This window comes from Desulfobotulus sp., from assembly GCF_034006065.1.
Taxonomy (GTDB): Bacteria; Desulfobacterota; Desulfobacteria; order Desulfobacterales; family ASO4-4; genus Desulfobotulus.
In genome coordinates this window covers 1-23,664 of record NZ_JAVETM010000026.1, presented here as the reverse complement: position 1 = coordinate 23,664, position 23,664 = coordinate 1, and the positions used below count along the sequence as shown (strand labels likewise).

The following is a 23,664-nucleotide window of genomic DNA, read 5'->3' as shown; positions in this document are numbered from 1 at the left end:
TAACATGCAGAAGAAATATGGCGTATACATCTGCACCGGATGTGGCATCGGTGAGGTGTTGAATATTGAAAAACTGGAATCCGTGGTGGCGGAAAAACGTTTTGCATGCAAGACCCACGCCTGTCTTTGTGGTCAGGAAGGCTTGGATCTCATTAAGGCGGATGTGGCCGAAGGTACCAATGCCCTGGCCATCGCCGCCTGCTCCCGCAGGGTGAACTTTGACATTTTCAAGTTCGACGGCTGTGTGGTGGATCGGGTTAACCTGCGTGAGGGCGTTGTCTGGAGTCACAGCCGGGACGTATTCCCCGGACCTGTCACCGAGGATGAAAAAGCCGATGAGTATTTTGTAGACCGTATCCAGCAGATGGCAGACGATTACATCCGCATGGGTATGGCCCGCATTGAGAAAATCGCCATCCCTGCGCCCTACAAGCTGGAGAACTTCTCTAAGAAGATTCTTGTTATCGGTGGTGGGGTTACGGGCATGAGTGCGGCCCTGGATGCGGCGGCCGCAGGCTATGAGGTGACCATCGTTGAAAAGGAAGAAACCCTCGGCGGCTATGCGGCCAAAATGCGCAAGCAGATGCCTGTGGTCATGCCCTTTGAGTCCCTCATTCCTCCCGTGGTGAATGACAAGATCAAGGCCGTTGAGGCTTCTTCAAAAATTGAGGTGAAAACCGGCACTGTGGTGGCCCGCATTGCTGGGCAGCCCGGAGATTTCACCGTTACCTTCAAGAAGCCCGGTGAAAAAATTGAATTTGACGTCCCCCTGGCTGTTCCTGAAGAACAGCGGGTGGACGCCAATGGCAAGGCTCTGGACGTGGATCAGATCCGTGTGATCTACAACCAGATCAACGAAGGCCGTGCGGACGTTCTCACCTTTGATCCCAATGGGGTGAAGTATGGAGCTGTGATTCTTGCCGCTGGATGGAAGCCCGCGGAAGTGAATGCCGAAGCCTGGGCGCATTTAGGCGTGGGCCATGCAGACGTCATCACCAACCACCAGTTTGAGATGATGGCCAAGGAGGGCAAGGTGGTGCGTCCCTCCGACGGTCGTCCAGCGAAAAACGTGGTCTTTGTCCAGAGCCCTGGCAAGGATGGAGATGATGCGGACTTTGATTACTGCGGCTCCGTTACCTCCATGGTGGCCTTAAAGCAGGCCAAGTATGTGCGGGAAGACTATGCGGACGGGAAAGCCTATGTGATCTACCAGCACATGCGCACCCCTGGTCTTCAGGAAAACTTCTACAAGTCCATGCAGCAGGATCCCGGTGTTTTCCTCACCAAGGGCGAGGTTACTGCCGTTGAACCCACCGCAGACGGTCTGGTTGTCACCGCAGGCAGCACCCTTCTTGGCGATGAAATTCAGATCCGCGCCGACCTTGTGGTTTTGGCTACGGGCATGGTTCCCGCCACCAAGGAGGATCCTGTTGTTAACCTTGCATACCGCCAGGGCCCCGGCTTCCGGGATATCAAGACCTTTGACGGGTATGCAGACTCCAACTTCATTTGTTTCCCCTACGAAACCCAGCGTACGGGCGTGTATGCCGCCGGTGCGGTCCGCAGAAGCCAGACCATTGAAGAATCCATGGAAGATGCGGCAGGCGCAGCCCTGAAGGCCATCCAGTGCGTGGAGTCCGCCAACCGGGGTGTGGCGGTGCATCCCCGCTCCGGCGATATGACCTTCCCGGATTTCTTCTTCCAGCGCTGCACCCAGTGCAAACGTTGTACGGAAGAGTGCCCCTTCGGAGCCCTGGACGATGATGAGCGCGGTACGCCCAAGCCCAACCCCACCCGCTGCCGTCGCTGCGGTACCTGCATGGGTGCTTGTCCTGAACGCATCATCGGTTTTGCGGATTACTCCATCGACTCCGTGGGCTCCATGGTGAAGAGTATCTGGGTGCCTTCGGACATGGATTTCACCGAACCGCCCATGCGTATTCTGGGCCTGGTTTGTGAAAACGATGCTTACCCCGCACTGGATATGGCGGCCATGAACCGCATCTCCTACCATGCGGACGTGCGCATCATTCCTGTGCGCTGCCTGGGCTCCGTTAACGTGATCTGGATCAAGGATGCCCTTTCCCAGGGTATGGACGGCGTGTTCATGATGGGATGCAAGCATGGGGACGACTACCAGTGTCACTTTGTCAAGGGTTCCGAGCTGATGGATGTGCGTTCCAGCAAGATGGGGGATACCCTGGTCAGCCTGGGTCTTGAGAATGAGCGTGTTGCCCAGTTTGAGGTGGCCATTGACGAGTTTGACAAGGCACCGGAGCTGATCAACAAGTTTGTGGCAAGAATTGAAGAATTGGGTCCGAACCCCTTCAAGGGCTTCTGATAAGGATAACCCACACCGCCCATTGCATACTTTGAGGAGGTAGGTCAGATGACACAGAAATATATGGTAGAGCCGGATCTCGGCTTTATCAACGAGGTGATAGGCCTCGGTGGAGATACCTTAAAAAAATGTTTTCAGTGTGCGACCTGCTCGGTTGCCTGCCCCATTTCTCCGGAGAATAAGCCTTTTCCGAGAAAGGAAATGGTTGCAGCTTCCTGGGGTCTGAAGGATAAACTTGTGGGCAGCGCGGATATCTGGCTCTGTCACCAGTGCGGCGACTGCAGCACCCTCTGCCCCAGAGGGGCTGCCCCGGGTGACGTGCTGGGCGCTATCCGTTCCTATGCCATCACGGAATACGCCCAGCCCAAGGTGGTTGCTAAAATGGTGAACGACCGCAGCAAGTTTGGTCTGCTGACAGCCGTTCCCGCAGCGATTTTTGCCTTTTTTGCCTTCCTGACCGTTTTCGGTCATGAATTTTTCGCTCGCCTTTTCGGAGGGGAGTTCTGGTACCACACCCATGACGGTCTGCCTGTTCCCGGTATTGCGGCTTCAAACTTCATTTCCAGCTGGTTTGTGGACATCGTGTTTGTTCCCCTTGCCTTGGCTGTGGTGGTGGTGTTTGGTCTTGGTCTCAAGCGTTTCATCGCGGACATGCATGCCAATGCCGTTCTGGAAGGAAAAACCGAGAAGGCGGACTTCAACTGGAAGGAGTATGGCCAGGCCCTCTGGAAGGTGCTGCCCACCATCGGCAAGCATAAGAAATTTTCCGAGTGCGGTGAAAACCGTGAACGTGCCACAGCCCACATGATGGTGCTTTTCTCCTTCATCGGTCTTGCTGTGGTCACAGGCCTTGTCTTTGTGGGGGTTTACTTCCTGCATCAGGCAACGCCCTACAGCCAGCTTAACCCCATCAAGTGGGTGGCCAACGTTTCCGGTGTGGCTCTTATCATTGGTGTTTTCCTCATGATGAAAAACCGGCTGGCCAGAAAAGACCAGAAGTCTGCTTATAAAGACTGGTATATTCTGGGTGTGATCATGGTGGTGGCGGTTACGGGTATGCTGACCCAGATGTTCCGTCTGGGTGGGGTGGCTTTCCTGAGCTACCTTTCCTACTATATCCACCTTATTGCCATCTTCCATCTGTTCGCCTACCTGCCCTTCTCCAAAATGGCGCATCTGGTGTATCGCACCGCTGCCATGGGCTACCAGGAGTACAGTGGTCGCAAGTAAGCCTTGTTTCAGGCGCGCCTGGATGAAGCAGAAGTTCCTGGGCTTTTTTTAAATCCAGGCGCATAATGAGTAAAAAGAACGGCGGGTCGGGATGTGAGCGATCCGCCGTCCTTTGTTCTGACTCCAGGGGTTTTCATGCAAACTGTCCGTATCCTGCGTTTTCTGGCCCTGGGCCTCCTGATACCTGCATTGATTGTGGTGTACGGCGTGCTTTTCTGGGGCATGCCAGAAGTGGTGACACCCCCCGAACGATGCCCGGAACCCTATGGGGGGGAACGCTTGGAGCGGTATGAGGACCCCCTCACCGGTCTTGGGTTTGTCCGGCTGCCCGCAGGCTGTTTCTGGATGGGCAGTCCAGAGGATGAGGAGGGACGTTCGCCCCATGAAGGGCCTCGGACGTATCAGCATGTGAAAGCTTTTTATATGGGAGAAACCCCTGTTACCCGAGGGGCCTTTGCCCGTTTTGTGGCAGAGACAGGCTATGTCACGGATGCGGAGAAAGAGGGGATTTCCTGGGTTTATACGGGAAGCCGTTGGGAAGCTTTGGCCGGATATTCGTGGAAAAATCCGGGACATGCACAGACAGAAGAGGATCCAGTGGTCCACGTTTCCTTGCAGGATGCCCGGGCCATGGCCAGCTGGATGAGCCGGAGGGGCAGGCAGTACCGTTTGCCTTCGGAACCCGAATGGGAGTATGGCGCCCGGGGGGGGAGTTCGGCCTCACGGTTCTGGGGGGATGATCTGATCGCTTTGGCTTCCTACGCCAATGTGGCGGATTTTTCTGCGCGAAGCCGGTTTCCAGGCTGGATTGTGGCGCCTGTGGACGATGGTTTTGTTTTCACCTCACCGGTAGCCGCCTTTTTGCCCAATGCCTATGGACTTCATGATATGCTGGGAAATGTCTGGGAGTGGTGTGACACCCGATACAGCGCCTCAGCCTATCAGCATGAGCGATTTTTTCGTCCGGGTCCCAAGGATCCTGTGGTGATCCGGGGAGGGTCCTGGTATACAAGACCCGAAGGTGTACGATCCGCTTCCAGGGAATTCATGGGAAGAGGGCGGAGATGGGGGCAGGATGTGGGTTTCCGTCTGGTTCTGGAAAAGAGGGATTGACCCGCAGGGGAGGATCGCGTATAGATAGCCGGTGTTTTTGATGTGAAATCCAGCCCTTGTTTGTCCCGAAGCAGGACGGAGACCATGGAAGATCGTTTCGCAAAAATATACGCCCGTCCCCGGAATGGTTTTTCCGGAATGGCAAGGCTTTTTTCCAGATCCGAGATTAAAACGTTTTTTCAGCGCTATATTTCTGTGATCATCCTGATTGAAGTGGGCATCTTTATTGCCTGCTGGCTGTATCAGCTGGGGCTTGTGGGAGAAGACCGTTTTGGACCTGTAACCCGGCCCTTTCCCTGGAAAACCTATTTTCTTTTGGCTTTTCTTGCCCCAGTGGCCCTGACCTTTCTTCTGGGTCTCGTTGTGGGTGCTTTTAATATCTTTCTTTATGGAGAATCCCGCCAGGCGGGTGGGGAAATGAAAGAGAGCGATGCCCCCGGATGGCTGCGTTCTTTTTTTCAGATACCCTTTTTGCTGATGTTGCTGCTGTTGGGCATGGCGGCGGGCTTGGTCTATCGTATCGATGAGATTCTGTATTTTCTGGATCATGCGGGTACGGCGGTTCTGGATGTTTTCAGGATTGTCGGTATTTTTGTTGTGATCTGTGGTACAGCTGCCGGGATTCTGTGGATGATTCTCGGATATAAACTCAAAAAACAGGCATTGGAATACCATTATAAGGCCGAGGTATTGCGGTGCCTCCCCCTTTCCGAAGAAAAGGGGGGGTCTCCTGTTGTGATGTCCCGGGTTTTTCCGGATCCATCCGCTGTGGCACCGCCGGCCACGGGGAGGAAGAAGGAATTGCCTTGACAGGGAAAAGGCTGGAGATAAACTTGTACTTTTTTTCAGAGGGCCTTATTGTTTTTTAGCGTTCAAGGAGACAGACTGATGACGTATGCTGTGATTGCAACGGGCGGTAAACAGTACCGGGTTGCTGAGGGTGAAACCCTCAGAATCGAGAAAATCGCCGGAGAGCCTGGCGCCGAAGTCGTGCTGGATTCCGTCCTGCTGGCCAGGGTGGGGGATGCACTGAAGATCGGCCAGCCCATGCTTGAGGGTGCTGCGGTTCATGCCACCATTGTGGAGCAGGACAAGGCCAAGAAGGTTCTGGTATTTAAATACAAGCGGAGAAAGCGTTACCGTAAGATGCAGGGCCATCGTCAGCCCTACACCGCACTGCGCATCAACCGCATTGAGGCCTGATTCCTTTTTTTGGTATGAACCCTTTTCTGGAGCATAAGGAGTTTTCACATGGCACATAAGAAGGCGGCGGGCTCTACCCGCAACGGTCGTGACAGTAACGGACAGCGCCGGGGCGTGAAATGCTTTGGCGGCGAAGTCGTGAAGGCGGGCAACATCATTGTCCGTCAGGTGGGAACCAAGGTTTATCCTGGTGAGAACGTGGGCATGGGCAAGGACTATACCCTGTTTGCCAAGGTGGATGGCAGGGTGACCTTTGAACGCTACGGTCGTGACAGGAAGAAAGTCAGTGTATACCAGGCGTGAAATTCGTCGATGAAGCACAAATTACCGTGGAATCCGGCCATGGCGGTCGGGGATGTGTGAGTTTCCGCAGGGAGAAATTCATTCCCAAGGGCGGGCCTGACGGTGGAGATGGTGGAGACGGTGGCGATGTGATTGTGAAAGCGTCCGATGCACAACGGACGCTTTACCGTTTTCGTCACCGGGAACATCATGCCGCAGAAAGGGGCCAGCCCGGTGAAGGGGCCAACCGATCCGGCCGCAGGGGCGAGGATCTGATTCTGGAAGTGCCCACAGGCACTGTGATCTGGAACAGTGAGACCGGGGAGCGTATCTGTGACCTGGACAGCCCGGAGGCCACCTTTGTGGTGGCGCGGGGCGGACGGGGGGGCAAGGGGAACCGCTTTTTCATGAAAGCCACCCACCAGGCCCCCCGTTTTGCCCAGCCGGGAACGGAGGGCGAGCGCCTCACCCTGCGCCTTGAACTGAAACTGATTGCGGATGTGGGGATCATCGGCCTTCCCAATGCGGGAAAGAGCACCCTGATCCGGGCCATTTCCGCAGCCAAACCCCGGGTGGCGGACTATCCCTTCACCACTCTTGTGCCGAACCTCGGGGTGGTGAGCCCCCCCTGGGGCGAGCCCTTTGTGGTGGCGGACATTCCGGGCCTCATTGAAGGGGCCCATGAAGGGGTTGGGCTTGGGCACCGCTTTCTGCGCCATGTGGAAAGAACCCGTATTCTGGTGCATGTGATTGATGCCATGGCCATGGATCCGGAAAATCCCCTGGCAGCCTTTGAGACCATCAACCGGGAGCTTCGTCTTTACAGTGATCTGCTGGCGGAAAAGCCCCAGATTGTGGTGCTGAACAAGATGGATCTGGCGGAAGCCAGGGAAAATGCTCTCCAGTTCAAAGACCTCTTTCCTTCCCATAAGGTGGTGGGCATTTCCGCCGCAACGGGAAAGAATCTGGATACCTTTCTTGAGATCCTGACGCGGGAGATCAACAGCAAAGATGAAGGATAGATCCCAGTGGTTTTGTAAGGCCCGTCGTGTGGTGGTCAAGGTGGGCAGCAATGTCCTCACCGCTTCCGACGGGCTGAACCTTGATGTGATGAAGGCCATCAGCCATGAGATTCACACCCTCATGGCCGGTGGCCTTGAAGTTATTCTGGTTTCCTCCGGTGCCATGGCTGCGGGCATGCGACGGCTGAAGCTTCCCAAAAGACCGGTGGAGATTCCCAAACGGCAGGCCACCGCTGCGGTGGGCCAGGCGGGGCTCATCATGGAGTATGAGCATATCTTTGAGACCTTCGGGAAAACCGTGGCCCAGGTGCTGCTCACCCAGGAGGATCTTTCCAACCGCAAGCGCTTTCTCAATGCCCGCAATACGCTGAACACCCTCATTGACTGGGGGGTTCTGCCCATCATCAATGAAAACGATACCGTGGCCGTGGAGGAGATCAAGTTCGGAGACAACGACAATCTCTCCGCCATGATCACCCTCCTCATGGATGCGGATCTCCTTATCAATCTGACGGACATCGACGGCCTTTTCACCAAGGATCCCCGCACCAGCAGCGATGCGGAGCTGATTCCTGTGGTGGAGCGCATCACCCGCAGGATCGAGGCCCTGGCCGGAGACATTCCCGGCGCTCTGGGCACAGGGGGGATGGGCAGCAAGATCCGGGCGGCCAAAAAAACCACCCTTGCGGGGATTCCCATGATCATCGCAAGGGGAAGCCGTCCTGGGGTGCTCACCGATCTCTTTGCGGGCAGGGAGCTCGGAACCTTTTTTGTGCCGGGGAACAACCGGCTTCGCAGCAGAAAGTGCTGGATTGCCTTCAACCTCAAGCCCAAGGGCAGTGTGACCCTCGATGCGGGGGCTTCAGCCGCTCTGCGTTCCCAGGGGAAAAGCCTGCTTCCCGGAGGCATCATCCGGGTGGACGGAGAATTTTCCATGGGTGCTCCGGTGAGTATCCTGGATGTGGAGGGCTCTGTGCTGGGCATGGGGCTCTGCAACTACGCCTCTGCGGACGTGCGGCGCATCATGGGTCGCAAAACGGCCCAGATCCGGGATGTGCTGGGATACAAACCCTATGATGAGGTGATCCACAGGGACAACCTGGCCATCACGGCAGGAGAAGATGTCCCCTGATTTTTTGGGGAGAAAGGAAAAGGCTTCTCATATGGAAGAAACCATCCGGAGCATGGCGTATCAGGCGAAGGTGGCCTCCCGAAGGCTTGCCGCCGCAGGTACAGCCCAGAAGAATCTGGCCCTGGAAAGGCTCTGTGACCAGCTGGTGGCGGACAAGGCCCATATTCAGGCGGAAAATGGCCGGGATGTGGAGGCTGCCCGGAAAAACGGCCTGTCTCCTGCCATGGTGGATCGCCTCACCCTCTCGGACAAGGTGATGCATGCCATGATTCAGGGGGTTCGGGAGGTCATGCAGCTTCCCGATCCCGTGGGTTCCATCCGGGATATGGTGCTGCGGCCCAGTGGCATTCAGGTGGGCAGGATGCGCATTCCTCTGGGGGTGATCGCCATGATCTACGAGTCCCGGCCCAATGTCACCGTGGATGCGGCGGCGCTGTGTCTCAAGGCGGGCAATGCGGTGATTCTCCGGGGCGGATCCGAGGCCTTTTATTCCAACCGGGTGCTGGCGGAAACCATCCAGAAAGCCTTAAATGATGCGGGTCTGCCTGAGGAAGCGGTGCAGGTTCTGCCCATGACGGATCGGGAGGCCCTTCCTTTTCTGCTTCAGCAGGAGGAGAGCATTGATCTTGTCATTCCCAGGGGGGGCGAGGGGCTGATCCGCTTTGTCACGGAAAATTCCAGAATCCCCGTTCTGAAACACTACAAGGGGGTCTGTCATATTTTTGTGGATGCGGATGCGGACTTTGGCAAGGCCCTTCCCATCCTCCTCAACGCCAAGTGCCAGCGGCCTGGTGTCTGTAACGCCCTTGAGACCCTTCTTGTGCATGAAAAGGTGGCGGCGGAATTTCTGCCCCTTGCGGCCAGGGCGCTGACGGAGGCGGGCGTTCGACTGCGGGGTTGTCCGCGCACCTGTGCCCTTGTGGAAGCGGAGGCCGCCACGGAAGCGGACTGGCCCGCCGAATACCTGGATCTCATTCTTGCCGTGAAGGTGGTGGATTCCCTGGATGCGGCCATGGCCCACATCAGCCAGTACAATTCCGGACATACGGAAAGCATCATCACGGAAAACTGGGGCAGGGCTTTGCGCTTTATCCGGGAAGTGGATGCCTCCGCCGTGATGGTGAATGCCTCCACCCGTTTCAACGACGGCGGGGAGCTGGGTCTTGGGGCGGAGATCGGTATTTCCACATCCAAGCTCCATGCCTACGGCCCCATGGGCCTTGTGGAGCTGACCACGGAAAAATTCGTGGTTTTTGGCGATGGTCAGGTGCGGGCCTGAAAGTTCCATGGCCACACGTCTGAAAACCGCCATACTGGGTGGCACCTTCAACCCTGTGCATATGGGCCATCTTGGCATTGCAGAAGAAGTGCTGCAAAGCCAGGGACTGGACCGGGTGCTTTTTGTGCCTGCGGGAGTGCCGCCCTGGAAGGCGGGAAGAGGGGATCTGGCTTCCGCCGAAGACCGCCTTCACATGGTGGCTCTGGCCCTTGAGGGAAATCCGGGATTTGGGGTGACGGATCTGGAGCTGCGGCGGGAGGGGCCGTCCTACACCTGGGATACGGTCTCTTTTCTGATGGAAGCCCATCCGGATACGGATTTCTCTTTTCTGCTGGGCATGGATGCCATCGCCGGTATTCGCTCCTGGCATCGCTGGGAATCCCTTTTGTCGAAAATTTCCTTCTGGGTCATGACCCGGCCGGATACGCCCTTTGAAACGCTGGAAAGGGTACTGCCGGAATATGTTCCTGCTGGGGATCGTTTTTTGTATCCGGGGCGGCCGGAGATCCGAAGAATTTCCGTAAGCCCCCTTGCGGTGAGCGCCACAGAGATCCGAAGGCGGATTTCTGAGGGGCGCTCCGTCACCGGTCTGGTTCCGGAGGCGGTCTGTGACTATATCCGTGACCGAGGATTGTATTGCCATGCATGCTGAACTTGAAAAACTACTGACGCCTTTTCTGGAAGCGGCCTCTGCCCGCAAGGCGGAAGATATTGTGGCCCTTGATTTACGAAAACTCATTGCCTATGCCGATGTCTTTCTCATCATGAGCGTGAACTCCACCCGCCAGGCCAAGGCTGTGGCGGATCACATGCGCAGAAAACTTAAAGATGCAAAAATCCGCGCCCTTGGCATTGACGGCGTGGAAGAGGGACAGTGGGTGCTGATGGATTACGGGGATGTGATTGTTCACATCTTTCACGAGCCTGTACGGGCCTTTTATGACCTGGAAGGTCTCTGGCGTGATGCCCCCCGTTTCGGGGAAGCGCTCATTGCCCGCATTGCCGAGGAAGCCCTTGCAGCTCCGGATCCGGAGGCGGAAAAGGAAGTCTTCTGGGAGTGGGAGGATGATGAGGCACCCCAGTGGGATGAGGGGGAAGAGAGTGATGCCTGAGGTCACGCCCTGCCTTCTCATGATTCTCGATGGCTGGGGCCTTGGCGGGGACGGGCCGGGCAATGCGGTGAAAAAGGCCCGTACGCCGGTTCTTGATGGGCTGATGCGCTCTTTTCCCGTGACCACCCTGGCCTGCTGTGGCCCGGATGTGGGCCTTCCCCAGGGGATTATGGGCAACTCCGAGGTGGGGCACCTCAACCTCGGGGCGGGTCGCATTGTGTATCAGGATCTTTTGCGCATTGACCGTTCCATTGAAGACGGTTCCTTTTTCAGCAACCCCGTCCTGATCCAGGCCATGGACAGGACAAGGGAACGGGGAGGCACCTGTCACCTCATGGGGCTTCTTTCCGATGGGGGCGTACATTCGAGATTGTCCCACCTCAAAGCCCTCATTGTCCTGGCAAAGGAAAAGGGTTTTTCCGCAATCGCCCTGCATCCCATTCTGGATGGCCGGGATACAGCGCCGAAGTCCGGGCTGGGGTATCTTAAAGAGCTTCTGGATTTTACTCAGGAGATACCTGAAGTTTTTGTGTCCACCCTCTGCGGCCGCTTCTACGCCATGGACAGGGATACCCGCTGGGAGCGCACGGAGCGGGCCTTCAGACTTTACGCCTCTGGTGAAGGGGATGTGGCGGAAGATCCCTGTGCTTTTGTGGCGGCATCCTACGCCAAAGGCGTGACGGATGAGTTTCTGGAACCTGTCCGGCTTTTGCATGACCGGGGGGAGGCGGGGTGTGTCCGGGATGGAGACCTGGTGATTTTTTTCAATTTCCGGGCGGATCGTGCCCGCCAGATCACCCGTGCCTTTACGGAGCCGCAGTTTGAGCCTTTTGTAAGAACGAAAAACCCTTCCGTGGACTGGGTCTGCATGACCCGGTATGATGAAAAATTCGATCTCCCCGTAGCCTTTGGTCCCCAGCGTCACAGGGATATTCTGGGGGAGGTGGTGAGCCGGGCAGGATTTTCCCAGCTTCGCATTGCGGAAACGGAAAAATATGCCCATGTCACCTATTTTTTCAACGGAGGGGAGGAAGTGGCCTTTGCCGGAGAAGAGCGGGTGATGGTGCCTTCCCCCAGGGAGGTGGAAACCTATGATGAAAAGCCGGAGATGAGCGCTGCTCTTGTGGCGGATCGTTTTCTTGAAAAGGCGGCTTCAGGGGTCTATGCCCTGATGGTGCTGAATTTTGCCAACATGGATATGGTGGGGCATACGGGAAATCTGGATGCGGCCTGTGCGGCCTGTGAAGCCGTGGATTTTAATGTGGGCCGCGTTGTGGAGGCCATGCGCCAGAAAAAGATTCCCGTTCTTATTACGGCGGATCACGGCAATGCCGAGGAGATGCGGGATGCTTCGGGTAAGATCCATACGGCCCACACCTGCAATCCCGTGCCCCTCATTCTGGTGGACGAGACCCGCAGCAGGGTTCGCCTGCGGCCGGGCTGTCTTGCGGATGTGGCCCCCACCCTCCTTGAGATCATGGGAATCGGGGTTCCGGAAGCCATGACGGGGAAAAGCCTGCTTGCGGACTGAGGAAGATCTGTTTTCAGCATCCGTAAAAGGGCATGGAGGAAGATCATGACGTGCAATACCCTTTGTGATTTCATTACGGGCAGGGAAGTCCCGAATGTGGGGGCTGAGGAAAACCGCCAGTCCGTGGAAAAGTATCTGGTGAACGGCAGAGGCTATCCGAAGGAGGCCATTGCCGTGGATCTTCCCCTGCGCCTGGATCTGGATGGGGACGTGTATGAAACGGAGCTGGATCTTGTGGTGTCCGTTGAGGGAATGCCTCTTATGTATGTGAAGTGCGCGGCTGCCTCCCTCGATTCCAGGGTGCGGGAGGCCGTGGCTGCGGCCCGTATCCTTGCCCCCTCCCATCAGTTGCCCTTTGCCGTGGTTTCCGATGGCAAAACGGCTCTGGTGCAGGATGGTCTGACGGGAAAAGCTCTGGGAGAAGGCCTTTCCAGGATTCCCACCTTTGAGGAGCTCAAAGCCTTTAAGGCTGCCAATGCCCTGACACCCCTTCCCGGAGATCGGGTTTTGCGTCAGCGCCTTGTTTTCCGTACCTATGATACCCTGAATGTGAACGTGCAGCGGCATAGGGGCTGATGTTTCTGGCCCAAAGGTCTGAAGAATAAAAAAGGGAGATCTCTTTCGTCTTTGAAAAGAGGATCTCCCTTTTTGCGTCTTATGGGAAGGTTTTACCTATACCACGGGGTCCACGGCTTTTCCGCAGTGCTTGCAGGTGTTGGCCCTGCGTTTGATGATTTCCATGCAGAAGGGGCATTCACGGGTAAAGCAGCGCTTGTGGATTTTTTCGATGGCCTCGGCAATGGCTTCCCGCATTTTCTCGTTGTAGGGGGAAACGTTGCGCATGGGCTCCACCACCTCATGGGTGTCACAGATATCCCCAAGCATCTCAAGGGCCTTGAAGCGTACCCGTACCGGCTCGTTGTGGTCGGAGAACATGGAGGCAATCTTAATGATGTCCTTGTTGACATAGCAGTCCGCCAGGATGGAAAAGCCCGTTTTGATGGCTTCTTTGAGTTTTTCCTGCTCGTTGAGGGAGTCCTGGGTGATGAGGCCCTGGGTGCCGCCTTCGTGACCGAAGACGGTCATGAGTTCAAAGCAGTCTTCAAAGGGATAGCGGAGGCAGCGGTAGGAGGACTTGTGTCCGTAATTGCTCTCGATATTTTCCCAACCCTGGGTGAAGACGGGGCAGAGGTCATTGTAGCAGACATAGACATAGGGAGATCCCCAGCCGAGACCATCACTGAAGGTGTAGGGCGGGACTTCCCATATCAGCATTTCCTTCTGACAGTGCGGGCAGAGGGGTTTGGCCTGAGCCAGCATCCGCGCCAGAAATTCTTCTTTGGTTTCCATAAAATTCCTTCTCTTCTCTGGGGTTCGGTAGGCTTCTTTTCCCACCATGAAAAATCTCTCCCATAATAGAGCACATTTCTCGTCTGTCAATTCATTGCCAGATAAGGATGGGGGCTTCTGGGAGATGTGTTTATTTTTTGACGCACGTCGGAATGGCGACGTCAGGGACTCGATCAGCAAGGGGGGGATAGGGCTTTTTTTCTTGTTCGGAGGGACTTTTCTGTAGTGGCATTTGTTTTGCAAATGTTGCCCTGCAGTTGTTGAAGCACCTTGAGAGAACCAATGAGGAGGACACCATGATCAGCCATCCCTTCAGCCAGTTGAAAATCAAAAGCCGTATGCGGGGTCTTGCTCGTATGATGGGATGGGTCCGGGACACGGATTATCGGCTGCTCAATCATCACCTTCTCCGGATGCAGGAAAAGCAGGATCTGGATGCCTTGTTGGCGGAAATTGCCCACTGTCTTGCCGCCATGCTGGATTATCGCCTGTTTGCCTTTGTGATCCGGGATGATACGGGAGTGGATGTCTGGATTGATCCAAGCATGTTCCGGGATGCCTTCTCCCGCATTGTTGCCGAAGATCTGGGCCTGGATTCTGATGCGGATATCCGCTTCATGGGCCCTACGGATACGGAAGGGCTGCAGCAGCGTATCGCAAGGGAAAACCTGGATGTGCGCAGTTTTGAAGAGAAAGATTTCACAGCTCACCTGTACCTTGCCACGGGCCGTAAACTTTTGCCCTATCATGACGAGATTCTGATGACCCTGCTTTCCGGCCTGCGCGCCGCCCTTGTGAATCATGTACGGATTCGGCGATTGGAGGGGGCGGTTGCCCGGGATGGTCTCACAGGTTGCTACAACCGGCGGGAGTTTGATCTGCAACTGAGGCGTCAGCTTGCCACGGCAAAGCGCCATGGCAATCCCTTTTCTCTCATCTTTTTTGATCTGGATCACTTTAAGAAGGTCAACGACCTTCACGGGCACCTTGCAGGGGATGCGGTTTTACGTACCGTAGCGAGGGAGGTGGGCCAAAGGATCCGAACAGGGGACCTGCTTTGCCGCTATGGGGGGGAAGAGTTTGCCATTTTGCTTCCGGAAACCGAAGGACAGAGGGCTGCGGATCTTGCAGAACGGCTACGCTCAGCCCTTGCGGGTTTTGAAGTGGATGCGGGCAAAGGACTGAAACTGCGGGTGACCGCAAGCTTTGGGGTGGCCACCGCTTCGGGAAGCACCGATGCAGAAACCCTTTTGGCCCAGGCTGACGCCATGCTTTACCGGGCAAAGGAAGAGGGCCGTAATCGTGTGGCCTTTTAAACCTTGAAAAGATTGGGATCTCCCTGCGTGTGAGAGGGGGTGTTTTACTGGAAAAAAGGCGTGTTTCCGAGCCCTTTGGCATTCATGGTCTCATTGAAAACATTACCCTGCGTTATGCGGGGTTTTTTATTGGCCTTGAGGATCTGGGACTGGTGGCCTTGAAGACAGGGCTTTCCTTCAATTGACAGGCCGCGGAACCCGCCGTATAGTACGAAACATTGTATTGCAGCAACACAAGCCCGTATGGCCCGGCCCCCAGGACAGGCCTCTGTCCCTTCTTGCTTCAGACACCTGAGTCGGCTTTTGTTTTCAAGAGGCTTCATGCCCAGCATACCGAGCTATGATCTGAGTGATAAAGATTTTCTCCTTTTCAGCCGCCTTGTTTATGAAAAATGCGGTATCCATCTGCATGAGGGGAAAAAGGAGCTGGTGCGTTCTCGTCTTTCCAAGCGTCTAAGAGAGCTGGAACTTCCGGGATTTGGGCCTTACCTCCGGCTGCTGGCCGGACCGGATGCGGAAGATGAGCTGGTTCGCATGCTGGATGCCATTTCCACCAATCTCACCAGTTTTTTCAGGGAAAAACGGCACTTTGATTTTCTGGAAAGCGAAGCGCTGGCAGGCATCCGTGAGCGTATGTCCAAGGAAGGCAGGCAGGATCTGCAGGTCTGGAGCGCAGGCTGTTCCAGTGGTGAGGAACCCTATTCTCTGGCCATCTGCCTCTCGGAAGCCTTGGGTGTTTCCTCCCGCGTTCAGATAAAAATTCTGGCCACAGATCTTTCCTCCCGAATGCTGGAGGCCGCTCAGTCTGCCATCTATCCCCATGCGCGGGTCGCAGGCCTTTCCCAGGACTTGGTACGTCGTTATTTTCTCAAGGGAAAGGGACGAATGCAAGGACGTGTGCGTCTGCGTCCTGAAATTCGGAATCTTGTGACATTTCGCCGTTTCAACCTCATGGAACCCTTCCATTCCAGCCTGCATTTTGATGTGATTTTCTGCAGAAACGTGATGATCTACTTTGATAAACCCACCCAGGAAATGCTTGTGGGAAAGTTCCACAAGGCACTCAGACCGGGGGGCTATCTTTTCATCGGACACTCCGAGAGCCTGATGGGCATTGAGCATGGTTTCCGGTACGTGCAACCTACCATTTACCTTAAAAACTGATCCGTTTTTGGGAGGAACTCTATGGAAAAGGCAGCATCCGGAGTACAGACCGTTCTGGATGAGGTCGCCTTACGGGTCGTTACCCTGGAGGCGGATGATATCCCCGGCCTGGGCATGCTGCTTTCCGATCTGGATCGTCTTATTTCAGCTCTGAAATCAGCAGGTGCGCCAGAGATCATGGGAGAGGTTGCATGGGCAATACGTTCTTTTACGGAAAATCTGATCCTGGGGGAGGCATCCGAGGTCAGGCCGCTTGAGGATGGGGTTGTTGTTTTGCAGGAAATGGAAAGATCCCGTATCCAGGGGGTTGCCTGGCCAGGGGATGCGGAGGAAATCCTTCGGAGTCTTGGGATACGCCAGGCAATGAAGGCGGATGCGCCTTTGCCTCAAGGCCAGGGTCCAGAAGTGGAAACCAAAGGCGGGGAAGCGCGTATTTTCACGGCTCAGGATCAGGATATTCTTTCGGACTTTGTTGTGGAAGCGGCGGAAAGTCTTTCGAGCATCGAAGTCCGGTTGATTGATCTTGAAGAAGACCCTGGGGATGTGGAAATTCTCAATGCCATATTCAGGCCCTTTCATACCATTAAAGGGGTTGCAGGTTTCCTGGATCTTTTTGAGATCAACCGGCTTGCCCACAGTACGGAAACGCTTCTGGATAACGCCCGCCAGGGCATTTTCAGCGTGAACCATGAAGTCATTGATATGATTCTGACTTCCGTGGATACCCTGCGAAGGCTCATTGCCTGCGCCGAAGAAAGTCTTGCGGACCATGGGAAAATGCCTGCCTGCCATGTGGATATCCATCCGCTGATCCAGCGCATGGAAGGGTACAAGGCCCCTCCGGAGGGCAATCGCCTGGGAGAAATTCTGGTAAGCAAGGGGCTTGTGTCTGAGGAAGCGGTGAAGCGGGGTCTTGAACGGCAGCAGGCAGAGGGAAAGCCCTTGGGTGAAATCCTGGTATCCGAAGAAAAGGTGCCGTCCAGGGAGGTGATTTCTGCGCTGCGGGATCAGAAGCGAAGCCGACCTGGCAGTGGAGGTCCTTCGACCAACCTTCAGGTGAAGGTGGACACGGCCAAGCTTGATAATCTTGTGGACCTTACGGGTGAGCTTGTCATTGCCCAGGCCATGCTGCGCCAGCAGACATCGGAGAGAACTTCCGGCGTTGGGCAGCAGATGGGGCGCATGGGCCAGATCATTTCAGATATCCAGAAGCTCGCCATGGGTATGCGCATGGTCCAGATCGGAAGCACCTTCCAGAGAATGGTGCGTCTGGTCAGAGAGCTTTCCCGGAGTTCCGGAAAGCAGGTCTGCCTTGAAATGTCTGGTCAGGATACGGAAATTGACCGCAATGTGGTGGAAGCCCTGTATGAACCCATGGTGCATATGATCCGCAATGCTGTGGATCATGGGCTGGAAAATCCTGAAGAACGCGCGCAGGTTGGAAAGCCGGAAAAGGGGCGGGTTCGTCTGCAGGCCTATCATAAAGGGGGAAGTATTCTGATAGAGCTGGCCGATGATGGTCGCGGCCTCAATGCGGACAGAATTTTTGCTAAGGCTGTGGAGCGGGGGCTGGTGGCGGCGGAAGCTTCTTTGACCAGGGAGGAGATTTTTGATCTGATTTTTCATCCCGGATTTTCCACAGCGGCTGCCATTACGGATGTTTCCGGCCGGGGGGTTGGCATGGATGTGGTGAAAAAAGTTGTGGAAACCCTGAGGGGCAGGCTGGATATTCAGTCAGAACCCGGCCAGGGAACACGTTTTCTTCTGACTCTTCCTCTGACCATGGCCATCATTGATGGAATGCTGGTGCGGGTGGGAGGGGAACGCTACATCATTCCCGCCATTGCCATTGTGGAGTCCTTTCGTCCTGCCCGCAAAGATGTGTTCACCGTTGGGGGAAGAGGAGAGATGGTCATGGTGCGAGGAGAGCTTGTGCCTTTGATCCGTCTGGGACTTCTTTGTGGTGTGGTTGCAGACCATGACAAGCCCTGGGAGGCTTTGGTTGTGGTGGTGGAAAACAAGGAACGAAAGCGGGCCCTGTTTCTGGATGAGCTTCTCGGAAAGGAAGAGTTTGTCATCAAAAATATGGGAGAAACCTTCCGTCACCTGACGTTCCTTGCCGGAGGCTCCATTCTGGGAGATGGTCGCGTGGGCCTGATTCTCGACATGGCGGGTCTTTTTGACATGGCGGACGCCATGGAAACGGCAGGATGGGAAAAAGGTCCAAACACGCCGGACCAAGGGGATGAGGAGGGCCCGTGAAAGTGATTGTAGGTGTCTCCGACATGAAGGTCAGTGCAAAACCGGGTGATGAGCTCGTGACCTATTCGCTGGGATCCTGTATCGGTGTGGTGATCTATGACCCTGTTGTCAAGGTGGGGGGAATGCTGCACTACATGCTGCCCGAGTCTTCCCTTGACGAAGAAAAGGCGAAAAGAAATCCTTATATGTTCGCGGACACGGGAATTCCTGCGCTCTTTAAAGCAAGCTATGCCCTGGGGGCCCAGAAGCAGCGCATGAAGGTTCTCATTGCCGGAGGTGCGCAGATTCTGGATCAGCAGGGATTTTTCAATATTGGAAAACGCAATCATATGGCAGTGAAGAAAATGTTTTTCCGCAACAATGTCATTGCGACCTATGAGGATGTCGGTGGCAACGTGAACCGCACCGTGCGCCTGGACATTCTTTCGGGGGATATGCACATCAAGGTCGGCGGGGAAGGGGAGAGAAAGCTATGAGCGCCATCGCGGAACTGATCCGTGAAATCGACAGCTTAAAGCCCATGCCTCAGATTGCCCAACAGGTGATGGCCTTGGCCCAGGATTCAAGAACGGATACGGAAAAGATTGCAAATCTGATCCGCTTTGATCCCTATATCACAGGGGATCTCTTGAAAATGTGCAATTCCGCTTATTTTGCCCGGAGCCGTTCCATTGACTCCGTGCATGACGCCATCAATATTCTGGGGATGGATCGGCTTGTGGACCTTGTGGTGATGAAGTGCGGAGCTGTCAATTTTGCAGGGGAGCAAAGAGGATACGGCCTTGATGAGGGCGCGTTGTGGAAAAAGGCCGTAAGCTGCGCCATTATTGCGCGGGATCTTGCCATCCGTGTGGGATTTTCGGATCGGCACCTTGTGTTCACAGCAGCTCTTCTGAAGGATATCGGCAAGGTCATCCTCAGCCGTTTTGTGGGGGAGCGTTTTGAGCGCATCCAGCATCTGGTGGCGGAAGAAGGGTACAGTTTCAGGGAGGCAGAGAAAAAGATTCTTGGTGTGGACCAGTCCGAACTGGCCGCGATTGTCGCAAAAAAGTGGGGCCTGAGCGCCAGATTACAGACGCTTATCCGGAATTCCCATATGCCGGAAGGTCCTGTGTTTTCTGATGCCGCCGCCAATGTGGTGTATGTGGCGGATCAGGTGTGCATCATGCTGGGCATTGGGGTGGGCGTGGATGGGCTGGCCTATCGTTTCCACAGGGAAGTATTGGGGGCGTTGGGGCTGACAGCAAGGGATTTACAGCAGGTTATTGCGGGATTTGGGGATAAGATCCGGGAAGTGGAAGATTTGATCGGGTCTTTCTGACAAAGGCCATAAGGGGGAGTGCATGGCTTTCAAGATTCTGGTGGTGGACGATTCCCAACCCATGCGGGCTGTGATCATCAAAACCATCCGTGCGGCGGGCTATGGTGACGCAGAGTTCCTGGAAGCCGCCAATGGCAGGGATGCGCTGGCCCAGGTCGGGAAGCACTGGTTGGATATTGTGATCACAGATTACAACATGCCTGATATGAACGGGATGGAAATGCTTGCGGCCTTTAAAAAAGATCCGGTGCTTGCCAGTATACCCGTGCTCATGGTGACAACCGAAGGAAGCCGGGAAAGGGTGGAGGCTTTTTTGCGCATGGGTGCTGCAGGGTATATCAAAAAGCCTTTTACGCCGGAAAAAATCCGGGAAAAACTGATGTCTATCCTAGGAGCGCCCCATGGAGAAGCTTTTGAAAAAAGCGATGCAGGCCTCGATTTCTGAAGTGCTGGGCACCATGTTTTACATGCCTCTGGAATTTGAGACACAGGAAAGTCTTGAGCATAGTGGGTTACTTAAAACTCCTGGCATGCAGATGGCCAGCCTGGGTTTTAAGGGGGCCCTTTCCGGAACCTTGGTTTTTCTTGTACCGCGGGATCTTCTGCAAGCCATGACAGCCGATTTCATGGGGGAGCGGGTTGTGAGTGCGGAGCAGATGGCGGGTACGCTGAAGGAGATTGCCAACATGGTGGCGGGCAATACCTTCAGCACCTATGACAGTGCAAAGGAATTCTGTCTTGGGATTCCCGAGCTCATCACGCCATCGCGCATGGCCTCTCTGCGATCCGGAGGCAAGGAGATTTTTTTATTGGTGGAGTCTGTGGAAGGATCCATGGGTGTATGGATGGGGCTTGACTCTTAAGGCAGGGAGAAGGGTTTATGGGGTCAGGGAATATCCGTGTCCTTGTGGTGGATGATTCGGCCATTGTGCGTAAGGTTTTTACAGAAGAGCTTTCCCGGGAGCCGGGTATCGAGGTAGTGGGAACCGCACCGGATCCCTATGTGGCCCGGGATAAGATTGTCCACCTGAAGCCTGATGTGGTAACTCTGGACATTGAAATGCCACGTATGGATGGTCTTACCTTTTTGCGTAAGCTGATGCGTTATTATCCTCTGCCCGTGATCATTGTCAGCTCCCTGACGCCCAAGGGGAGTGAGCTGGCCCTGGAAGCCTTGGCCAGCGGGGCTCTTGAAGTGATCTCCAAGCCCACATCCGCTTACTCCGTTGGGGATATGAGTGTGCAGCTTGCGGAAAAAATCCGGGCTGTGGCGGGAGTTCAGGTTAAGCGCAGGCTGGAAGAGAGCGAAGTGCAAAAGCGGATGCCGACTCCTGCCCCCCAGGCCCTGCGAGTAACCACCCATAAAATCATTGCCATTGGTGCTTCCACGGGAGGAACGGAAGCTTTGCGGGAAGTTTTGATCCGTATGCCTGTGAATGCGCCGGGAATTCTCGTGGTTCAGCACATGCCCGCGCGGTTCACCACGGCTTTCGCGGCACGCTTGCATGATCTGTGCGCCATGAATGTCAAAGAGGCTGAAGATGGCGATACCGTGACGCCAGGCCAGGTTCTCATCGCACCTGGTAACTTCCATATGCTGCTGAGACGAAGTGGCGCGCGCTATTATGTACAGGTAAAATCCGGCCCTCTGGTGCATCACCAGCGGCCTGCGGTGGATGTGCTTTTTGATTCTGTGGCGACCTATGCGGGAGCCAATGCCCTGGGTATCATCCTGACAGGTATGGGAGCGGATGGGGCCGCAGGGATGAAGAAGATGCGGGATGTGGGTGCAAGAACCATTGCCCAGGATGAAAAGACCTGTGTGGTTTTTGGTATGCCCAAGGAGGCGATCCGCATGGGAGGAGCGGAGTATGTCCTGGGGTTGGATCAGATTAGCGCAAAGGCCCTTGCTTTGTTGTGAACATTCCCACGCGTGTATTCGAAACGGGGGGCTGGGAAGGCCCGCTGCTTGATGGAAGAGGAGAGGACAGATATGCGTTTATTCATTGCTGTTGGTTTGTTTATCTGGATGGTCGGTTTTTTCGCTCCCTGTGGAGTCTTTGCCGAAGGAACATCCAAAGAAGCTCCCATTCTGGATGTGGAGGCTCTCAAAGAAAGTGTTGCCATGCGGACCCAGCTTTCCTGGGGAGAGAGGGATGAACGTTTTAAAGATTTTGGCAGGGAACGTGTTCGGGTTATCCAGCAAATTCCAATTCAAATGAATGGTTTTTACCTGTTTGCCGTAAAGGTGAAACTGGTTATGCCGCCGCCGGATACCCATGAAGAGCAGTTGCTTCTTGTGGTGGATGCAAGGGGCCGCCTGCAGTTTGCGGATGTTCAGGATCTTTCCACAGGCCGCAGCCTTATGGATGAACCCTTGGGGATTCTGCGGCATATCGACAATCTGCCAAAGGATTTCGGAAATCTGCTTTTCACAGGTAAGGGAAGGCATGAGATGGTGGTGATTTCCGATCCTTTTTGCCCTTACTGCAGAAAAGGGTGGCATTTTTTGAAAGAAAAACGGGAGAAGATGAAAACCCTGCGCCTGGCCCATTTCCCTTTGAATCGTATTTCAGAGGTGGCCTGTCTTGCCCTTGAGGATGCCAAGGCCCGTGGATTCAAAGTGATGGAGATGGTGGACTTTGCCTATGAAGGGCTGAATTTTGTGCAGGAACCCCAGGCTCTTTTGCAGCAGTTCATCGTTGCTTTTCCAGAGCTGAAAAAGCACTGGGGAGAGGATGGGAACAGCGCCCTGGCGCATCTTGAGTCCCGATATCTGGAGAAAATCCGGAAGGAGCGTATGGAAATTCAGGCCTTAGGTATCAGCTCTACACCGGTTTTTTTCGTTGATGGAAAGATGGTAGAAGGCTTTCAGGCTGAAAAGCTGGGTGAGCGTCTTCAATGAAGGTGGGAATGCGAGAGGGCGCGGCCCTTCTGGGATTTGCAGGATTTGTGTTCTGTCTTTTGTCCTTCTGGGGGATTGGCGATGCCCTGTGCTTAAGTTCCGGATGTGATGTTTATAAAGGATACCAGGTTTTTGGGGTCTCGCTCTATCTGGTCGGAGCCGTGGTTTTTCTGGGCCTGGGAGGCGGCGCGCTCTGGTTTTTTGAAAAACGCTGGTTTGGCGTTCTTACGGCTCTTGCCCTCAGTGGGAATATTTTTTTTCTGAGCATTCAGATTTTTTTGTGGCCCTGTACCTCCTGTCTTACTGCCGCAGCCTTTTTTGGTGCTGTTGCCTTCCTTGTTTTTTTAAAAAAATCAAAGGTATGGCATGTGTTCTGGCTTTTCTGGTTCTTGCTGTTTTTCAGCGCCTCCTTGGGGGCTCTGCGGGACAGCATTCGTCCCTGGGCCCTTCAGGAGCGTGATGATTCTGGGATCCGTATCTTTTTTTCTCCATCTTGCCCTTCCTGTAGGGAGCTTGTGGAAAGGTGGATGCAGGATCCTCTTTTTTCTGAAAAAATGGCCTTCTATCCCATTGCCAAAGATGGGGAGGATCGCAAACGCATACTCTTTTTAAAAAAAGAGCTGGACCAGGGGATGGGAGAGGCGGAGGCTTTTTCTCGTTTTTGGGCAGGTCTTTCCCATGGAAAGGCTGGCTATGGTGAGGAGATGGGGCTTGCCCTCAAGTTGTGGAGGAACACGCTGGTCATGGCAAAGGCAGGGGAGAGCCGTGTGCCTTTTGTGATTTTTCGGAATGGTACATCCATTCCGGGGTTTTCCGCACCGGATGCTGAGGTGCTTCCGAGCCAGGGATGTTCGATTATTTCCGGTGGTCAGGGTATTTGCGTGGATGAACTTGCACCAGGAGATCCTTTCCGTCGAGGATGGTAAAAGGGTGAGCGTAGGCGGAATGGGAAAAAATTAAATTTAAAAGCACTATGTTTTAAGCGGGTTAAGAAAAAAATAAAAAGAGATGAAAAAAGTCGTTGACACCCACAGAGCAAATGGGTAGTTTGCGCCTCGTTGCTTACGGCGACAGATCGAAAAGCGTAGCTGAAAAAATAAG

At 54.8% G+C, this 23,664-nt stretch carries 25 protein-coding genes; 24 read left to right on the top strand and 1 reads right to left on the bottom strand.

Annotation, left to right across the window (positions count from 1 at the left end):
* The first annotated feature begins 4 nt into the window (after nucleotides 1-4).
* The 13 genes from RBR60_RS10635 (at nucleotide 5) to RBR60_RS10575 (ending at nucleotide 12,821) form a co-directional block, all read left to right on the top strand.
* Nucleotides 5-2,341 (top strand): FAD-dependent oxidoreductase, encoded by a 2,337-nt coding sequence (locus tag RBR60_RS10635; protein ID WP_320356547.1) that lies wholly within the window; start codon nucleotides 5-7, stop codon nucleotides 2,339-2,341.
* A 48-nt stretch (nucleotides 2,342-2,389) separates the two neighbouring features.
* Entirely contained in the window at nucleotides 2,390-3,571 is a 1,182-nt protein-coding gene (gene qmoC / locus RBR60_RS10630; protein WP_320356545.1) for a quinone-interacting membrane-bound oxidoreductase complex subunit QmoC, read from the top strand.
* A 135-nt stretch (nucleotides 3,572-3,706) separates the two neighbouring features.
* On the top strand, nucleotides 3,707-4,684 hold the full coding sequence (locus RBR60_RS10625; RefSeq protein ID WP_320356543.1) for a formylglycine-generating enzyme family protein: 978 nt from the start codon (nucleotides 3,707-3,709) through the stop codon (nucleotides 4,682-4,684).
* Between the two features lie 84 nt (nucleotides 4,685-4,768).
* Entirely contained in the window at nucleotides 4,769-5,494 is a 726-nt protein-coding gene (locus tag RBR60_RS10620; protein WP_320356541.1) for a hypothetical protein, read from the top strand.
* Between the two features lie 78 nt (nucleotides 5,495-5,572).
* The gene (gene rplU / locus RBR60_RS10615) at nucleotides 5,573-5,887 is read left to right on the top strand and encodes a 50S ribosomal protein L21 (RefSeq protein WP_320356538.1); all 315 of its coding nucleotides are present in this window, start codon (nucleotides 5,573-5,575) and stop codon (nucleotides 5,885-5,887) included.
* Nucleotides 5,888-5,935: 48 nt separating this feature from the next.
* A complete protein-coding gene (gene rpmA / locus RBR60_RS10610) occupies nucleotides 5,936-6,190 on the top strand; it encodes a 50S ribosomal protein L27 (protein WP_320356536.1) in 255 nt (84 codons plus the stop codon).
* Nucleotides 6,187-7,191: a GTPase ObgE gene (gene obgE / locus RBR60_RS10605; protein ID WP_320356534.1), complete on the top strand. Its 1,005-nt coding sequence runs from the start codon at nucleotides 6,187-6,189 to the stop codon at nucleotides 7,189-7,191. The genes rpmA and obgE overlap by 4 nt, the downstream gene beginning before the upstream one ends.
* Complete coding sequence (gene proB, locus RBR60_RS10600) at nucleotides 7,181-8,323, top strand: glutamate 5-kinase (protein ID WP_320356532.1); 1,143 nt, start codon at nucleotides 7,181-7,183, stop codon at nucleotides 8,321-8,323. Before obgE ends, proB begins: the two co-directional genes overlap by 11 nt.
* 31 nt (nucleotides 8,324-8,354) lie before the next feature.
* The gene (locus RBR60_RS10595; protein ID WP_320356530.1) at nucleotides 8,355-9,602 is read left to right on the top strand and encodes a glutamate-5-semialdehyde dehydrogenase; all 1,248 of its coding nucleotides are present in this window, start codon (nucleotides 8,355-8,357) and stop codon (nucleotides 9,600-9,602) included.
* Nucleotides 9,603-9,609: 7 nt separating this feature from the next.
* Nucleotides 9,610-10,254 carry a nicotinate-nucleotide adenylyltransferase gene (nadD, locus tag RBR60_RS10590; RefSeq protein WP_320356528.1) on the top strand — a complete coding sequence of 215 codons (645 nt, stop codon included), beginning with the start codon at nucleotides 9,610-9,612 and terminating at the stop codon, nucleotides 10,252-10,254.
* Entirely contained in the window at nucleotides 10,244-10,714 is a 471-nt protein-coding gene (gene rsfS, locus RBR60_RS10585) for a ribosome silencing factor (RefSeq protein ID WP_320356526.1), read from the top strand. The genes nadD and rsfS overlap by 11 nt, the downstream gene beginning before the upstream one ends.
* Nucleotides 10,707-12,245, top strand: coding sequence for a 2,3-bisphosphoglycerate-independent phosphoglycerate mutase (gpmI, locus tag RBR60_RS10580; RefSeq protein WP_320356524.1), 1,539 nt, complete (start codon nucleotides 10,707-10,709; stop codon nucleotides 12,243-12,245). Before rsfS ends, gpmI begins: the two co-directional genes overlap by 8 nt.
* 45 nt (nucleotides 12,246-12,290) lie before the next feature.
* Nucleotides 12,291-12,821, top strand: a complete 531-nt coding sequence (locus tag RBR60_RS10575; RefSeq protein WP_320356522.1) for a type I restriction enzyme HsdR N-terminal domain-containing protein — start codon at nucleotides 12,291-12,293, stop codon at nucleotides 12,819-12,821.
* Between the two features lie 96 nt (nucleotides 12,822-12,917).
* Here the strand turns inward: RBR60_RS10575 and RBR60_RS10570 are convergent, their stop codons facing one another.
* Nucleotides 12,918-13,595 (bottom strand): zinc ribbon domain-containing protein, encoded by a 678-nt coding sequence (locus RBR60_RS10570; protein WP_320356520.1) that lies wholly within the window; start codon nucleotides 13,593-13,595, stop codon nucleotides 12,918-12,920.
* Between the two features lie 296 nt (nucleotides 13,596-13,891).
* Here RBR60_RS10570 and RBR60_RS10565 point away from each other — a divergent pair, with 296 nt between their 5' ends.
* The 11 genes from RBR60_RS10565 to RBR60_RS10515 all read left to right on the top strand — a co-directional run bounded on the left by RBR60_RS10565 (nucleotide 13,892) and on the right by RBR60_RS10515 (nucleotide 23,489).
* Complete coding sequence (locus RBR60_RS10565; RefSeq protein WP_320356518.1) at nucleotides 13,892-14,911, top strand: GGDEF domain-containing protein; 1,020 nt, start codon at nucleotides 13,892-13,894, stop codon at nucleotides 14,909-14,911.
* Between the two features lie 29 nt (nucleotides 14,912-14,940).
* Entirely contained in the window at nucleotides 14,941-15,096 is a 156-nt protein-coding gene (locus RBR60_RS10560; RefSeq protein ID WP_320356516.1) for a hypothetical protein, read from the top strand.
* A 136-nt stretch (nucleotides 15,097-15,232) separates the two neighbouring features.
* The gene (locus RBR60_RS10555) at nucleotides 15,233-16,075 is read left to right on the top strand and encodes a protein-glutamate O-methyltransferase (RefSeq protein ID WP_320356514.1); all 843 of its coding nucleotides are present in this window, start codon (nucleotides 15,233-15,235) and stop codon (nucleotides 16,073-16,075) included.
* A 21-nt stretch (nucleotides 16,076-16,096) separates the two neighbouring features.
* Entirely contained in the window at nucleotides 16,097-18,337 is a 2,241-nt protein-coding gene (locus RBR60_RS10550) for a chemotaxis protein CheA (RefSeq protein ID WP_320356512.1), read from the top strand.
* On the top strand, nucleotides 18,334-18,813 hold the full coding sequence (locus tag RBR60_RS10545; RefSeq protein ID WP_320356510.1) for a chemotaxis protein CheD: 480 nt from the start codon (nucleotides 18,334-18,336) through the stop codon (nucleotides 18,811-18,813). The genes RBR60_RS10550 and RBR60_RS10545 overlap by 4 nt, the downstream gene beginning before the upstream one ends.
* Entirely contained in the window at nucleotides 18,810-19,658 is an 849-nt protein-coding gene (locus RBR60_RS10540; RefSeq protein WP_320356508.1) for an HDOD domain-containing protein, read from the top strand. The genes RBR60_RS10545 and RBR60_RS10540 overlap by 4 nt, the downstream gene beginning before the upstream one ends.
* Nucleotides 19,659-19,680: 22 nt before the next feature.
* On the top strand, nucleotides 19,681-20,103 hold the full coding sequence (locus RBR60_RS10535) for a response regulator (RefSeq protein WP_320356506.1): 423 nt from the start codon (nucleotides 19,681-19,683) through the stop codon (nucleotides 20,101-20,103).
* Nucleotides 20,072-20,521 carry a chemotaxis protein CheX gene (locus RBR60_RS10530; protein WP_320356505.1) on the top strand — a complete coding sequence of 150 codons (450 nt, stop codon included), beginning with the start codon at nucleotides 20,072-20,074 and terminating at the stop codon, nucleotides 20,519-20,521. Before RBR60_RS10535 ends, RBR60_RS10530 begins: the two co-directional genes overlap by 32 nt.
* 17 nt (nucleotides 20,522-20,538) lie before the next feature.
* Nucleotides 20,539-21,579: a chemotaxis response regulator protein-glutamate methylesterase gene (locus RBR60_RS10525; protein WP_320356503.1), complete on the top strand. Its 1,041-nt coding sequence runs from the start codon at nucleotides 20,539-20,541 to the stop codon at nucleotides 21,577-21,579.
* A gap of 72 nt (nucleotides 21,580-21,651) precedes the next feature.
* Nucleotides 21,652-22,563, top strand: a complete 912-nt coding sequence (locus tag RBR60_RS10520; protein ID WP_320356501.1) for a DsbA family protein — start codon at nucleotides 21,652-21,654, stop codon at nucleotides 22,561-22,563.
* A gap of 8 nt (nucleotides 22,564-22,571) precedes the next feature.
* Nucleotides 22,572-23,489, top strand: coding sequence for a hypothetical protein (locus RBR60_RS10515; RefSeq protein ID WP_320356499.1), 918 nt, complete (start codon nucleotides 22,572-22,574; stop codon nucleotides 23,487-23,489).
* Nucleotides 23,490-23,664: the final 175 nt, after the last annotated feature.

Coding starts and splice junctions, on each gene's coding strand:
- RBR60_RS10620 (WP_320356541.1), top strand. CDS start 4,769: ATGGAAGATCGTTTCGCAAAAATATACGCCCGTCCCCGGAATGGTTTT.
- RBR60_RS10625 (WP_320356543.1), top strand. CDS start 3,707: ATGCAAACTGTCCGTATCCTGCGTTTTCTGGCCCTGGGCCTCCTGATA.
- RBR60_RS10570 (WP_320356520.1), bottom strand. CDS start 13,595: ATGGAAACCAAAGAAGAATTTCTGGCGCGGATGCTGGCTCAGGCCAAA.
- RBR60_RS10525 (WP_320356503.1), top strand. CDS start 20,539: ATGGGGTCAGGGAATATCCGTGTCCTTGTGGTGGATGATTCGGCCATT.
- RBR60_RS10595 (WP_320356530.1), top strand. CDS start 8,355: ATGGAAGAAACCATCCGGAGCATGGCGTATCAGGCGAAGGTGGCCTCC.
- proB (WP_320356532.1), top strand. CDS start 7,181: ATGAAGGATAGATCCCAGTGGTTTTGTAAGGCCCGTCGTGTGGTGGTC.
- gpmI (WP_320356524.1), top strand. CDS start 10,707: ATGCCTGAGGTCACGCCCTGCCTTCTCATGATTCTCGATGGCTGGGGC.
- RBR60_RS10515 (WP_320356499.1), top strand. CDS start 22,572: ATGCGAGAGGGCGCGGCCCTTCTGGGATTTGCAGGATTTGTGTTCTGT.
- RBR60_RS10575 (WP_320356522.1), top strand. CDS start 12,291: ATGACGTGCAATACCCTTTGTGATTTCATTACGGGCAGGGAAGTCCCG.
- qmoC (WP_320356545.1), top strand. CDS start 2,390: ATGACACAGAAATATATGGTAGAGCCGGATCTCGGCTTTATCAACGAG.
- RBR60_RS10635 (WP_320356547.1), top strand. CDS start 5: ATGCAGAAGAAATATGGCGTATACATCTGCACCGGATGTGGCATCGGT.
- RBR60_RS10535 (WP_320356506.1), top strand. CDS start 19,681: ATGGCTTTCAAGATTCTGGTGGTGGACGATTCCCAACCCATGCGGGCT.
- nadD (WP_320356528.1), top strand. CDS start 9,610: ATGGCCACACGTCTGAAAACCGCCATACTGGGTGGCACCTTCAACCCT.
- RBR60_RS10565 (WP_320356518.1), top strand. CDS start 13,892: ATGATCAGCCATCCCTTCAGCCAGTTGAAAATCAAAAGCCGTATGCGG.
- rplU (WP_320356538.1), top strand. CDS start 5,573: ATGACGTATGCTGTGATTGCAACGGGCGGTAAACAGTACCGGGTTGCT.
- RBR60_RS10520 (WP_320356501.1), top strand. CDS start 21,652: ATGCGTTTATTCATTGCTGTTGGTTTGTTTATCTGGATGGTCGGTTTT.
- RBR60_RS10555 (WP_320356514.1), top strand. CDS start 15,233: ATGCCCAGCATACCGAGCTATGATCTGAGTGATAAAGATTTTCTCCTT.
- RBR60_RS10550 (WP_320356512.1), top strand. CDS start 16,097: ATGGAAAAGGCAGCATCCGGAGTACAGACCGTTCTGGATGAGGTCGCC.
- rpmA (WP_320356536.1), top strand. CDS start 5,936: ATGGCACATAAGAAGGCGGCGGGCTCTACCCGCAACGGTCGTGACAGT.
- rsfS (WP_320356526.1), top strand. CDS start 10,244: ATGCATGCTGAACTTGAAAAACTACTGACGCCTTTTCTGGAAGCGGCC.
- RBR60_RS10540 (WP_320356508.1), top strand. CDS start 18,810: ATGAGCGCCATCGCGGAACTGATCCGTGAAATCGACAGCTTAAAGCCC.